Here is a 12564-nt window from a genome sequence, read left to right as displayed (position 1 = left end):
CCGCCGGCGCCGTCACCGGAAGTCCTCAACGAACCGCGCGGGGAGACGGTTGACGACACGCTCTGGGAGTGCGTCGACGACCGCCTGGGTGACGATCACCATCGGTTTGCGCACAACGACGTACACCGCGGAGACTCCGACCGCGAGGAGGACGCCCGTCTCGACGACGCCGTCGACGGTATACACCACGGGCGCCGCGAACGCGACGGCGACGAGCAGGTCTTCGGGTGCGCCGTCGTACCGCACCCACCGCCGCGGCGGGATCCACCGCGCGTGGTGGTGGCTGTAGACCGCGCGGTCGGACTCCCCGCGCCAGGGCTTCAACTCTAGCCCGCCGCCGACCGCGTCCATCGCGGAGTGAACGCCCGCGGCGATCAGAAACAGCGCGATCGACGTGGGTCCCACCGCGGACTCGGAGACGACTGCGGCGGCGACCACCGCCACGACCACCGCGACCGCGGCGGCGACATTGAAATACACCGGGAAATGTAGCGTCCGCCGGTGGCCCGAGTAGAGGTCGAAATCCGGAAAGATGCCACCGAGAGCGGCCGCCGCCACGGGCGTCAGCGAGGCGTCGGCCGCGCTCTCCGGGAACATTGCCCCGACCAGCACGGCGAGTGCGACGCCCACGAGGGCGTGCGTGGTGGCCATCATCGGTGCGTCTACGGCCAGCGACGTCAAGACCGTTTCGTCGCCGGACCGCCCCGCTGCCGGACGGCCCGACCCCGGGGCCGGACCCCACCGACTCGGCGATACACCAATTACGACGGTGTCCGTACACCCGGATATGGACTGCCCTCGGTGCGGGACCCGACTCACGTGGATCTCACTGGACGGGGACCTGCAGTCGGTCTACTGCGAACAGTGTGGCTTCGCCGATGTCGAGTCCGACCACACCCGGGCGTCGGCCGCAGCGGAGACGTGGGACGACGCGCTCCGACGGTTTCGAACGGCCAACGCGGTGGACGAGTCGGCACGGACTGCCGACACCGAAACGGAGAGAAGCGACACCGACGCGGACCGCGACACCGAAACGGAGGGAAGCGACACCGACGCGGACCGCGACACCGAAACGGAGGGAAGCGACACCGACGCGGACCGCGACACCGAAACGGAGGGAAGCGACACCGACGCGGACCGCGACACCGGAAGCCCCGACGGGGAGCAGGCAAGCGACCGTGGTGCATCCCTCGACGGTGCTGACGCGACGCCCCACCCGCAGGCCGCAGAGTCCGACCACTCGGAGGATGACGACGGGGCCGAGGAAGCGTAGCTGGTTGGCGACCGACCCTGTGGCCGGCGACCCCGGACGCGCGGACAGACCGGTCGGTGACTCCGTGTCAGTCCTCGGACTGCTGTTCCGTGGCCGCGCCGCCTCCGCTCGACTCCTCCTCGGAGCGGGCGGCAACCAGGGCCCCGCGAGCGACGCTGTACAGCGGGTCGTCGACGCTCTGGACATCGCTGATGCTGAACGGGATGTCGACGTCCTCGAGATGCTGGGCGAACAACTCCTCGAACCCCTCTGGGCTGGACGTGCCGCCTGTCACCACGACGGGCACGTCGAGGCCCTCCTCGACGTCTTCTTGGTCGACCTCCTGGGAGATCATCTCGATCACGTAATCCAGCAGGTTCTCGTAGTAGATCGACAGCGCGCCCTCGACTCCGCCGACATCAGTGGTGAAATCGAGCGTGAAGTCGTCCTCCTTGATCGACGTGACCTTGTCAACGGGCGTGCCGGTCGCCTGTGCGGCCTGGTGGTCGATCCAGTCGCCGCCGCGGGCGATCGAGAATTTCATGACCGGCACCGCGTAGTACGCCAGGCAGATATTGGTCATCCCCGCGCCGAAGGAAACGCCCAGTCCGGAGAAGTTGTTGTCCGCGAGTTCGCTGTAGATCACCGCCATCCCCTCGTTGATTGGTTCGGGGTCGAATCCGGTGTCTGCAAGCATCGACTCCAGGGTCTTCTGGTGGTACAGCGTCGAAAGATCCGAATCGATCGGATCCGCCGGCGAGGAGAAGAAGATCTTCTCGCCCTGCCTCTCGGGCGTGCCCGCCACCTGCTCGGTTATGAGTTTGATCATGGGGATCGCCGAGGCCTCCTCGCTCGAGAGGATGCCCTGTTCCATCGGGCGCCGGGTCTCCTTGTTGAAGATGTTCGCGAAGTTCAGGGCGTCGTCGCCGACGACGTACACCTTGTCATCCTTCCGGATGTGCAGCACCTCGCTGCGGGAGAGCATCTGCTCGGCCATGTCACTGTATTCGATCTCGACGAACGAGTTCCGCTGCTGTACGAAGGTGGTGCCATCCCCCTCGGGCCGGGAGGAGATGATGTTCATCGTGCCGACGTCTAAACCACGGGCCATACGTCCCCCTCAGAAGGCGTCAATAAAAACCTTCAGTGTGAACCGTTCCCACGCCACGAGCGGCGTCGCCCGTTCACCGAAACAGCGACCGCACCCTGTCGATGATCCCGCCGCCGTCGTCTACGGACTCCGACTCCTCGCGGGTCGCCCGAAGTTCCGCTAGGGCGGTGGCCTGTTCGCCGGTTCCGGAGGTACTGCTCTCGGTCTTCGGCCCTTCCCCGCGGAGCCCCCGAAGTCCTGCGACCGCGTCATCGACGCTCTCCCCGCGGGATTCGGTCGTGTTTGCGGCACTGGCGCCGGACATCTCGACGTCGTCGGTCTCCGGGGAGCGGATCGTGATCGATCGCCCCGAGTCGCGCTCGACACCGCCCCAGTTGACCTCCGCACCCGACATCGCATCGTCGATGTCGGCCTGGACCTGCTCGTCGGTGACCGTCTCCCCGGCGTCAACGCCGCCCGTCGCGGCCCCGTCACCGTTTTCGTCGAGTTTTTCGCGGGCGAGGCGCCGGCCGGTTTGCTCGGCGTAGTACCCGGAGAGTGCGGTGCCTGCGGTGGCGACGACCGCAACGGCGCCGAAGGCGTAGAGGCCGACGACCACACTCGCGTTCGGGTACCACGCGTCGGGATACACCTGTGCGAACCGCGCGGTGGCGACGAGGCAGAGTCCGACGCCGGCGGCACCCACCGCGTCGATCCGACGGGAGACGGGCAAAAGCACCGTCACGCCCAGCAGGACCGTCGGGATCCCCGCAGCACCAGTCACAACTGCAAGCTCCCTGAGGACGAATTTGAACGTCCCCGCGGGGTCGGTGGTGGTGCTCCAGAGGAAGGTCGCGATCGAGACGACAACGAGTCCCACGCCCGCGAAAAAGAGCGCGAACCCCGCATAGACCGTTCGGCTGTCGGTCACCGGCCCGATGAACCGGCGGTGCCACTTGTGGAGGCGTGCGGCGAGTCCGTTTCGCTCCATACGTGTACGATTGCGACGAGGAGCAAATAGTTTCGCCCCATGCGGGCGCCGTTTTGCGACCGGACGTTGGACTCGCGCACTGGCCACGACGCCCCGCTGGGCCTGGTTCCGAGACGTTTTTCGGCGCTGTGCCCCAATACGGCGTGTGTTCACCGGAATCATCGAGACCACGGGCACCGTGGTCGAGGCGACCAAAGACGAGGGCGGCCGCCGGCTCCGTATCGCGGCCGACGGCACGGAGTCGGACGCTGCTGCGGCGACTCACGCCGACGACACCGACGCAAGCGTCGCGGACGCACCACTCAGCTACGACGACCTCCACCACGGTCAGTCGATCTCGGTCAGCGGCGTGTGTCTCACCGTCGAGGCGTTCCAGACCGGCCCGACGCCCGAGTTCGAGGTGTTCCTCGCCACGGAGACAGTCGAGAAGACGTACCTCGGGTCGGTGGCGGCGGGCGACGCCGTGAACCTCGAACGCGCGCTTGCGGCCGACGCCCGGTTCGACGGCCACCTCGTCCAAGGCCACGTCGATACCACCACCGAGATCACCGGGATCGAGCGGGTCGGTGACGACTGGGTCTTCGAGTTCAACCTCCCCGAGGAGATCGAGCGGTACATCGTCGGCAAGGGGTCGATCGCGATCGACGGGATCAGCCTCACCGTCGCAGAGCGCGGCGCCGACCGGTTCGCGGTTGCGATCATCCCCACCACATACGACCTCACCAACCTCTCGGAGAAGTCGGTCGGCGATCCCGTCCATCTTGAGGTCGACGTGATCGCGAAATACGTCGAGCGGATGATCGAGGGGTACGCGGATCGGATCGCCGGGGAGTGACCCCCGACTCGACGGTGTCTTCGTCGCCCGGTCACTCGAATTCGGTCAGTTCCGACTCGAAGTCGGTCTCGGTCCGCGCCGGCTGGTGGGCCTCCCGGTAGCTGTCGCGGTACTGCTGGATCTTCCCGAGCAGGAACAGTGCCAAGATTCCGTCGTAGATGATCACGTAGATCAGGAAGGGTGCGAGCCCCGAGAGGCCGGTGAGTAGCCCGATCACGCCCGACCCGATCCCGACCGTGGCGTTGTACGCCGCGTGGACGAACGCCGCGAGCAGGACTCCCTTCACCACGATCGGCCCCCGTTGCCCCGAGTTGAATTTCGCGAGTCCGAGGTAGTAGCCCGCGATCGCGGAGTAAATAACGTGTCCCGGGCCGGCCAACGCCCGGACTGCGGTGATCCCACCGCCCGCGCCGATCAGCCCCAGTCCGATGTCGAGCCCGGTCGCGGGGAGCTGACGGGTGATATACAGCGCGTTCTCGATGACGGCGAAGCCCAGCCCCGCCATCGCGCCGTAGACCGCGCCGTCGAGCACGGCGTCGAACCGGTTGTCAGTGTAGGCGTACAGCCGGACTGCGAGCAGTTTCACGACCTCCTCGACCGGCCCGACGACGACGAAGAAAAACAGCACCATCCCCACCGCGCCGAGGCCACCGAAGTACGGCCGGAGGACGGTGTTGAGCACGGCGGCGAAGTTCGCGGTCAACACGCCGAGCAGGAACGTTGCAACGAGCAGCGACAGCGGTTCGCTTGAGGTGACGTCCGTGGAGTAGACATACGCCGCCAACCCGACCGCCGGGACGGCCGAGAACACCGTGAGCACCCCGATCTCGGGATCGGTGATCGCTGCGAACCCCCCGATCCCGACGAGGAGGAGGAACGCGATCCCAATAACGGCCAGCCGGGCGGAGCCGGCCGCCGCCCACCAGACGACCGCCGAAACCCTGTCGAGTCGGCTACGCACCTCCCAGGTGGCGACGTCGTAGAGGTCCATCGAGTCCTCCGCCGCCTCCTCGACCGGATCCCGCGGCTGGCTCATTGGAATTCGATTGCTAGCCCGCGACCTAATGTCTTCGGCCCGGAGAACCGCCGGAACCGTCGCGTGGCGAACAGCCGGCACACCGGTGTCCCCGCGCCGGCGTGCCGGGCAACCGCGACCCGCCGCGGGGCGACCCTTAGATCACGCCGGGTGTGGCCCCGTGATCGCATATAACCCTCCGTCCGGTGCCCCCGACGCGACTGGCGGGATTCAAACCCCGCCGGACCCTACCGCTTCTCACGATGCACTTCGACCAGCGAACCCAGGCGGCGCTCCGGGACGTCGGCCTTGACGACGCGGAGATCCGGGACGCGTCCGACGCCGTCGCCGCGGCCGTCGAGCGCGACGCCGACCACCTCGAGGAGTTCTTCGACCGCGACGTGCTCTACTCGGACATGGACATGGCCCACACCGCCGGCGGGATCAACGAACACACCGTCGAGTACCTCGACCTCTTCACCCACGGCAGCGACCTCCGCGGCTACCTCCGGTTCGGGACGTGGGGCGTCCCCGTCGAGGGCGGTCGGGTGCTCTCCGACGACGTGGTCGAACTCTCGCTCGGGGCGACCGTCCACGACCGGGTGCGGTTTGCGGTCGACGGGGACGCCCTCCGATGAGCGGCGACGAGTCGACGGCGGGTGCTGAGGGAGATGGGAGCCCGAACGTCCGGATCCGCGGGATCTACACCACTGCCGTCACCCGACTGCTGCTCGACACCGACGCCCAAGTGGTCGGGGCGTCCGAGCCGATCCGCGAGCGATTCGACGCCGACTTCGGCGACGGCCCCCACGACGCGACGGTCGCGACCACCGACGACAGACAGGGCGTCGGCGTCCACGGCGGCGCCGACGCCATCGCGGCGGTCGAGGCGGTCCTGGACGTCGGCCGCGACACCTTCGCGTGGGACGACCCCACGCCGCCCGGTGCGGTGTTCGACGCCCGCGTGACCGACACGCTCGGCTCCGGCGCGGTCTGTGACCTCGGCGCCGCGGAGGGGTTTCTCCACTACAGCGCCACCGACGCGTCTGTTGAAGACGGCGACACACTCCGCGTCCAGGTGCGGGAGAGCGCGCCGCCGTGGACCGACCGGCGCGCGGAACTGGGAACGGGAATCCGCGCCCGCAGCGGCTTTGTGACCCTGACCCGCGGCCGCGAGGGCGTCACGGTCGACACCCGCGACGACGCCGCCGGACGGGAACTCGCGGGGATGACCGACCTCCTCGGTGTCGAGGTCCCCGACGGGTGGGGCATCGAGTGGGCCCACGCCGCCACCCGCGCCGGGATGGACGGACTGGAGGCCGCACTTGACGGCGCGGCCGACCGGGCGGCGGCGCTGGAAGACGAAGACGCGCTTGAAGGCGGCTCGAGTGGCAACTCGACCCCCGACGCCGGTTCGGCGCCCGGACGTGTGGCCACTCCCGAACGCGGCCGGTGGGTGTGGTTCGGCGGCGAGTCCCGAGCCGCGCTCGACGACGCCCGCCGCCGGGTGGCGCCGACGATGCCCGGCCATCACCGCACGAAGGCAGCGAGCGAGGCCGCAAGCGCCGGCGTCGACCTCGCGGAGGCGCTGTGTGGGTCGGAGTTCAGTGACGACGCCGACGCCTCCGACGCCTCCGACGCCTCCGGTGACTCCGGCCCGGAGTTTCCCTTCAACGTGGTGACCCGGCAGTTCGGGCCGACTGCGGGCGACACCGTCGCGATCGGCCACGGCAAGCCGGACGGCCGGGCGTTCACCCTCGGTCGCGGCGAGGTCACCGACTGGGATCCCGACGGCACCCTCGAAATCACCCGCAAAATGTCCGGCAGCGGGACGTACGACGCGCTCGGGACCGAGCGGACGCCGGGCGACACCGCCACCACGAAGGTCCGGGAGGGCCGGTGGTGGTACCCCACCGTCTACCGGAGCGACGGGGGCGAGTCGAAGGGGACCTACGTCAACGTCTGTACGCCCGTGGAGTGTTTCCCCGACTCGGTCCGGTACGTCGACCTCCACGTCGACGTGGTGAAACGCCCGGACGGGACGGTCGAGCGGGTCGACGACGACGAACTCGACGCCGCGGTCGACGCGGGTCACGTCCCCCCGGCGGCCGCGGAGAAGGCCCGGTCGGTGGCAGCGAGCCTCGAGCGCGCGCTGTCGGAGTGAACACGGCCCCCAAACCGCCTGCCACCCGGTCGCACGGGTCTCGATCCGGTCTCGCGCGGCGAGAACAGCAAGTTTATCACTCGCTCGCGGCGAAAGATTCCCCAAGATTCTCTCTAGGAGGTCAATGGTGACACAACAAACACAGCAACCGGAGGTGAACATCGGACTCGTCGGCCACGTCGACCACGGCAAGACGACGCTCGTCCAGGCGTTGTCGGGGTCGTGGACGGATCAACACTCGGAGGAGATGAAGCGCGGGATCTCGATCCGACTGGGCTACGCCGACGCCACGCTCAGGAAAATCGACGGTGTCGAGCCGCCGGAGTGCTACACGGTTGAGGAGACCGGCCCCGACGGGGAGGCGACCGAACGGCTCCGGACCGTCTCGTTCGTCGACGCACCGGGCCACGAGACACTTATGGCGACGATGCTCTCCGGGGCCGCGATCATGGACGGCGCGGTCCTCGTTGTCTCCGCCACTGAGGACGTCCCCCAGGCCCAGACCGAGGAGCACCTCATGGCCTTGGACATCATCGGGATCGACAACATCGTTATCGCCCAGAACAAGATCGACCTCGTCGACCGCGAGCGCGCGGTCGAGTCCTACGAGCAGATCGAGGAGTTCGTCTCCGGCACTGTCGCCGAGGGCGCGCCGATCGTGCCCGTTAGCGCCCAGCAGGAGGTCAACATCGACCTCCTGATCGACGCCGTCGAGCGGGAGATCCCCACCCCCGAGCGCGACGAGACCGAGGACCCGCGCCTGTTCGCCGCCCGGTCGTTCGACATCAACCGCCCCGGAACGACCTGGACGGACCTCGCCGGCGGCGTCGTCGGCGGGTCGGTGGTCCAAGGGAAACTCGAAACGGGCGCGGAACTCGAACTCCGCCCCGGTCGGGAAGTCGAGGAGGGCGGCGCCTCGGAGTGGCGCCCGATATCCACCGAGATCAGGTCGCTGCAGGCCGGCGGCCAGTCGGTTGAGGAAGTCTCCCCCGGCGGCCTGTGTGGCATCGGGACCGGACTCGACCCCAGTCTGACGAAGGGTGACGCCCTCGCCGGCCAGGTCGCGGGCGAACCCGGGACGCTCCCGCCGACCCGCGAGGAGTTCACGATGGGCGTCGAACTCCTCGATCGGATCGTCGGCGAGGACGAGGGCTCCGTCGAGGAGATTTCGACCGGCGAGCCGCTGATGCTCACCGTCGGCACCGCCACCACCGTCGGGTCGGTCACCAGCGCCCGCGGCGACGAGGCGGAGGTCAAACTGAAGCGCCCGGTGTGTGCGGAATCGGGCGCTCAGATCGCAATCAACCGACGAGTCGGCGCGCGGTGGCGGCTCATCGGGATCGGGACGCTGCAGTGAGAGAGTCCGTCCGTGCCACGAGTGACCGATCGTGACGCGGACACTCGCGGCGACGCGGAGGACGCGCCGACGGTGATTCTCGACACCAACGCGTTGATGATGCCGGTCGAACTCAACGTACGGGTGTTCGACGAACTCGACCGGGTCGTCGGCGACGCCGACCTCGTCGTTCCGGGGCCGGTCCTCGCGGAACTCGAGAAACTCGCCGCCGCGGGCAACGGGACGGAGGCGACCGCCGCCGCGGTCGGCCGCGACCTCGCCGACCGGTGTCGCGTGGTCGGGACCGAGGCGTCGTACGCCGACGACGCGGTGGTCGAACTCGCAGCCGACGCCGCCGACCCCAACGACGACGATGCCGGAAACGCCGGCTACGCCGTCACCAACGACAGGCCGCTCCGCGACCGATTGCTCGAACGCGGTGTTCGTGTGCTCGGTTTAAGGGGCCGAACCACATTGCAGATAACAGAACCATAACGCATGTACAAACGGGTACGACTCACAGACACAGTCGAGGTGCCCCCGCGGCACCTCGCGGACGTGACGCCACAGCGGGTCAAGCGGCTCCTGCAGGACAAACTCGAAGGCCGGATGGACGAGGACGCCGGCAGCGTCGTCAGCGTTGTCGCCGTTCACGACGTCGGCGAGGGGACGGTGCTCCCCGGCCGCGCCGGCGTCTACTACGAGGCGGCGTTTGACGCCATCACTTTCGACCCCTCGATGCAGGAAGTCGTCGACGGGGAGGTCGTCGAAGTCGTGGAGTTCGGCGCGTTCGTCGGCATCGGGCCGGTGGACGGCCTGCTCCACGTTTCCCAGATCTCCAACGAGTATCTGGCGTACGACGAGGAGAACCAACAGCTCGCTTCGACGGAATCGAACCGCACCCTGAGCGTCGGCGACTCGGTCCGCGTCCGGGTGGTCACAAAGAGCATCGACGAGCGCAACCCCCGCGACTCGAAAATCGGGCTGACCGCAAAGCAGCCGGGGCTCGGGAAGCACGGGTGGCTGGAATCCGAGCGACAGGCCGCCACCGCCGCGACCGAGGCGGAGGGGCAGTAGATGGCCGAATCCCGCCTCGCCTGCCGGGAGTGTCACCACATCAACCACGGCGACGCGCAAGCGTGTGACAACTGTGGCTCCAGCAGCCTCACCGAGGACTGGGCGGGGTACGTCGTGATCACCCATCCGGAGCGCTCGGAGATCGCCGAGGAGATGAATGTCGCCGAACCCGGCGGCTACGCGCTCAAAGTCCGCTGAGCGATGCTCTCCCTGCCGCCGGAGCTGCGCGGCGCGTTCAAAAACCCGTTCGGACCGGTGTATACGGACCCAGCGGCGCTGCTGTCGGACGCCGGTCGCCCAGTGATCGCGGTCGGCGACGTCGTGGCCTACCACCTCCGGGCGGCGGGCCACCCGCCCGCGGTCGCGGTGATCGACGGCCGAACCGAACGGGAAGCGGTCACAGCGGAGATCCGCGAGGCGCTGTCGGACCCCGAACGACGCCGCGATGTGGCGAACGAACCCGGAACGCTGGGCGAGCCGCTGTTGGCCGCGCTCGCCGACGCCGTCGCCGGGTCGGCCGTCGACCCAGAGGCGGACGTCGATCCGATCACCGTCGTCGTCGACGGCGAGGAGGACCTCGCGACCCTCCCTGCGGTCCTCATCGCACCGATCGGGTCGACAGTCGTCTACGGCCAGCCGGGGGCGGGGATGGTCCGCGTCGCGGTCACGCCGGAAACGAAAGCGGAGATGCGGTCGCTGCTCGAACGGATGGACGGCGACGTCTCCGGCGCCGTGTCGGCGCTCGGCGTTGACGAGTGAGCGGGTGTCGGGGCTCCCGGTTGCGGTCCGCCGGGGTCGCGTCCCGCCCTTCGAAATCCTTTTACTCCTTTCCGGTGGAAGGTAGAGTAACTGAACGATGGAAATCGATATCATCTCCGAGGACGACAACCCGATGCTGCATCGGTCCGACGTCCGCTTCGAGATCGCCCACGAGGAGGCGACGCCGTCTCGACTCTCCGTGCGCGACAGCCTCGCAGCGAAACTGAACAAAGAGTCCGACGAGGTCGTCGTTCACGACCTCGACACCAAGTTCGGGATGCGGAAGACGGTCGGCTACGCGAAAGTCTACGAGTCGCCGGATTTCGCCCGCGACATCGAGCAGGACCACATGCTCGACCGGAACAAGATCGAAGCCGCCGACACCGACGCCGACGCCGACGCCGAAGAGGCCTGAACCGGCCCCACTTTCGATGCGAGTAGTCGGACTCGAAGGCACTGCGTGGGCCGCGAGTGCGGCGCTGTACGACACCGATTCCGACGACGTCCATATCGAGTCCGACGCCTACGAACCCGACAGCGGTGGAATCCACCCGCGGGAGGCCGCCGAGCACATGGGGACCGCGATTCCCGAAGTCGTCGCCGAGATCCTCAACGTTGCCGCCGACACCGGCGAGGGTGACGCCTTCGACGTTGACGCGGTCGCGTTCTCCCGCGGGCCGGGACTGGGACCCTGTCTCCGGGTTGTCGGCACCGCGGCGCGGGCGCTCGCCCAAACGCTGTCGGTGCCGCTGGTCGGCGTCAACCACATGATCGCCCACCTCGAGATCGGCCGGCATCGCTCGGGCTTCGACTCGCCGGTCTGTCTGAACGCCTCGGGCGCGAACGCCCACCTGCTGGGCTACCACGACGGCCGGTACCGGGTGCTCGGCGAGACGATGGACACCGGAGTCGGCAACGCGATCGACAAGTTCACGCGCCACCTCGGGTGGTCCCACCCCGGCGGCCCAAAGGTCGAACAGCGCGCGCGAGAGGGACAGTACCACGACCTCCCGTACGTGGTCAAGGGGATGGACTTCTCCTTCTCGGGCATCACCTCGGCCGCGAAAGACGCGATCGACGGGGGCGTCCCGGTCGAAGACGTCTGTTTCGGGCTCCAAGAGACGGTGTTCGCTATGCTGACCGAGGTCTCCGAGCGCGCGCTGTCGCTGACCGGCACCGACGAACTGGTTTTGGGTGGTGGGGTCGCCCAGAACGACCGCCTGCGGGAGATGCTCGAATCGATGTGCGAGCAGCGCGGCGCCGACTTCTACGCGCCCGAGCCACGCTTCCTCCGGGACAACGCCGGGATGATCGCGGTCCTGGGCGCGAAGATGTACGCCGCGGGCGACACCGTCGCGGTCGCGGACTCCGGCGTCGACCCGAACTTCCGGCCGGACCAGGTGCCGGTGACCTGGCGCGCCGGCGAGGCGTCGGTGGCCCGCGACCCGACAGCGCCGGGGACCATCCGCGGCGCGGAGGCGACCGTGACGATCGACGGGGATCGGGTGGTGAAGCGCCGCGTGCCGAAGGCGTACCGCCACCCCGCCCTCGACGACCGGCTCCGCGGGGCGCGGACCCGCGCGGAGGCCCGACTCACGAGCGCCGCGCGCCGCGTCGGCGTGCCGACCCCCGTCGTCTACGACATCGACCCCGCTGAGGGCACGCTCATCCTCCAGCGGGTCGGCACCGACGACCTCGCCGCCGGGCTGACGCCGGCGCGATGCCGGGCGGTTGGGCGCCACCTTTCGACGATCCACACCGCGGGGTTCGTCCACGGCGACCCCACGACTCGAAACGTCCGGATCGGGGGCGACGGCGCCGCGGACGCCGTGTTCCTCATCGACTTCGGCCTGGGGTACAACACCGACCACGTCGAGGACCACGCCGTGGACCTCCACGTCTTCCGCGGGAGCGTCGCGGGGATGGCGACCAACCCGGGCCCGTTGCTGTCGGCGTTCGAGGCGGGCTACGCCGCCGACGGCGACGAGGCGGTGCTGGACCGCCTGCGGGAGGTTGCGGGGCGCGGCCGGTATCAGGGGTAAGGG

15 protein-coding genes are annotated in these 12564 nt (G+C 68.7%); 11 read left to right on the top strand and 4 right to left on the bottom strand.

Annotated elements, in window-relative coordinates:
* Positions 1-12: 12 nt before the first annotated feature.
* Positions 13-654: a metal-dependent hydrolase gene (locus tag IEX72_RS00155; protein ID WP_188785267.1), complete on the bottom strand. Its 642-nt coding sequence runs from the start codon at positions 652-654 to the stop codon at positions 13-15.
* A 133-nt stretch (positions 655-787) separates the two neighbouring features.
* Here IEX72_RS00155 and IEX72_RS00150 point away from each other — a divergent pair, with 133 nt between their 5' ends.
* Positions 788-1273: a hypothetical protein gene (locus tag IEX72_RS00150; RefSeq protein WP_188785265.1), complete on the top strand. Its 486-nt coding sequence runs from the start codon at positions 788-790 to the stop codon at positions 1271-1273.
* Positions 1274-1340: 67 nt separating this feature from the next.
* Here IEX72_RS00150 and IEX72_RS00145 read toward each other — a convergent pair whose 3' ends face one another.
* Complete coding sequence (locus IEX72_RS00145; RefSeq protein WP_188785263.1) at positions 1341-2363, bottom strand: cell division protein FtsA; 1023 nt, start codon at positions 2361-2363, stop codon at positions 1341-1343.
* Positions 2364-2436: 73 nt separating this feature from the next.
* On the bottom strand, positions 2437-3333 hold the full coding sequence (locus IEX72_RS00140) for a DUF7139 domain-containing protein (protein ID WP_188785261.1): 897 nt from the start codon (positions 3331-3333) through the stop codon (positions 2437-2439).
* Between the two features lie 145 nt (positions 3334-3478).
* Between IEX72_RS00140 and IEX72_RS00135 the strand changes: the two genes are divergently transcribed.
* Positions 3479-4168, top strand: a complete 690-nt coding sequence (locus IEX72_RS00135) for a riboflavin synthase (protein ID WP_188785259.1) — start codon at positions 3479-3481, stop codon at positions 4166-4168.
* A gap of 31 nt (positions 4169-4199) precedes the next feature.
* Here IEX72_RS00135 and IEX72_RS00130 read toward each other — a convergent pair whose 3' ends face one another.
* Positions 4200-5204, bottom strand: coding sequence for a PrsW family intramembrane metalloprotease (locus tag IEX72_RS00130; RefSeq protein ID WP_188785257.1), 1005 nt, complete (start codon positions 5202-5204; stop codon positions 4200-4202).
* A gap of 242 nt (positions 5205-5446) precedes the next feature.
* Here IEX72_RS00130 and IEX72_RS00125 point away from each other — a divergent pair, with 242 nt between their 5' ends.
* The 9 genes from IEX72_RS00125 (at position 5447) to IEX72_RS00085 (ending at position 12561) form a co-directional block, all read left to right on the top strand.
* Entirely contained in the window at positions 5447-5821 is a 375-nt protein-coding gene (locus IEX72_RS00125) for a DUF7532 family protein (RefSeq protein ID WP_188785255.1), read from the top strand.
* Positions 5818-7347, top strand: coding sequence for a DUF402 domain-containing protein (locus tag IEX72_RS00120; RefSeq protein WP_188785253.1), 1530 nt, complete (start codon positions 5818-5820; stop codon positions 7345-7347). Before IEX72_RS00125 ends, IEX72_RS00120 begins: the two co-directional genes overlap by 4 nt.
* Positions 7348-7474: 127 nt before the next feature.
* Positions 7475-8704 carry a translation initiation factor IF-2 subunit gamma gene (locus IEX72_RS00115; protein WP_188785701.1) on the top strand — a complete coding sequence of 410 codons (1230 nt, stop codon included), beginning with the start codon at positions 7475-7477 and terminating at the stop codon, positions 8702-8704.
* A 21-nt stretch (positions 8705-8725) separates the two neighbouring features.
* Positions 8726-9178: a twitching motility protein PilT gene (locus IEX72_RS00110; RefSeq protein WP_268238865.1), complete on the top strand. Its 453-nt coding sequence runs from the start codon at positions 8726-8728 to the stop codon at positions 9176-9178.
* A gap of 3 nt (positions 9179-9181) precedes the next feature.
* Complete coding sequence (locus IEX72_RS00105) at positions 9182-9760, top strand: DNA-directed RNA polymerase (protein ID WP_188785251.1); 579 nt, start codon at positions 9182-9184, stop codon at positions 9758-9760.
* Positions 9761-9958 carry a transcription elongation factor subunit Spt4 gene (spt4, locus tag IEX72_RS00100; protein ID WP_188785249.1) on the top strand — a complete coding sequence of 66 codons (198 nt, stop codon included), beginning with the start codon at positions 9761-9763 and terminating at the stop codon, positions 9956-9958.
* A 3-nt stretch (positions 9959-9961) separates the two neighbouring features.
* Positions 9962-10519, top strand: coding sequence for a GTP-dependent dephospho-CoA kinase family protein (locus tag IEX72_RS00095; RefSeq protein WP_188785247.1), 558 nt, complete (start codon positions 9962-9964; stop codon positions 10517-10519).
* Between the two features lie 97 nt (positions 10520-10616).
* The gene (locus IEX72_RS00090) at positions 10617-10934 is read left to right on the top strand and encodes a 30S ribosomal protein S24e (RefSeq protein ID WP_188785245.1); all 318 of its coding nucleotides are present in this window, start codon (positions 10617-10619) and stop codon (positions 10932-10934) included.
* A gap of 16 nt (positions 10935-10950) precedes the next feature.
* Positions 10951-12561 carry a bifunctional N(6)-L-threonylcarbamoyladenine synthase/serine/threonine protein kinase gene (locus tag IEX72_RS00085; RefSeq protein WP_188785243.1) on the top strand — a complete coding sequence of 537 codons (1611 nt, stop codon included), beginning with the start codon at positions 10951-10953 and terminating at the stop codon, positions 12559-12561.
* Positions 12562-12564 lie beyond the last annotated feature (3 nt).

The organism is Halobellus salinus (genome assembly GCF_014646875.1).
Classification (GTDB): Archaea; Halobacteriota; Halobacteria; order Halobacteriales; family Haloferacaceae; genus Haloquadratum; species Haloquadratum salinum.
Note: the sequence above shows the minus strand (reverse complement) of the source record. Positions and strands in the feature narration are given on the sequence as shown.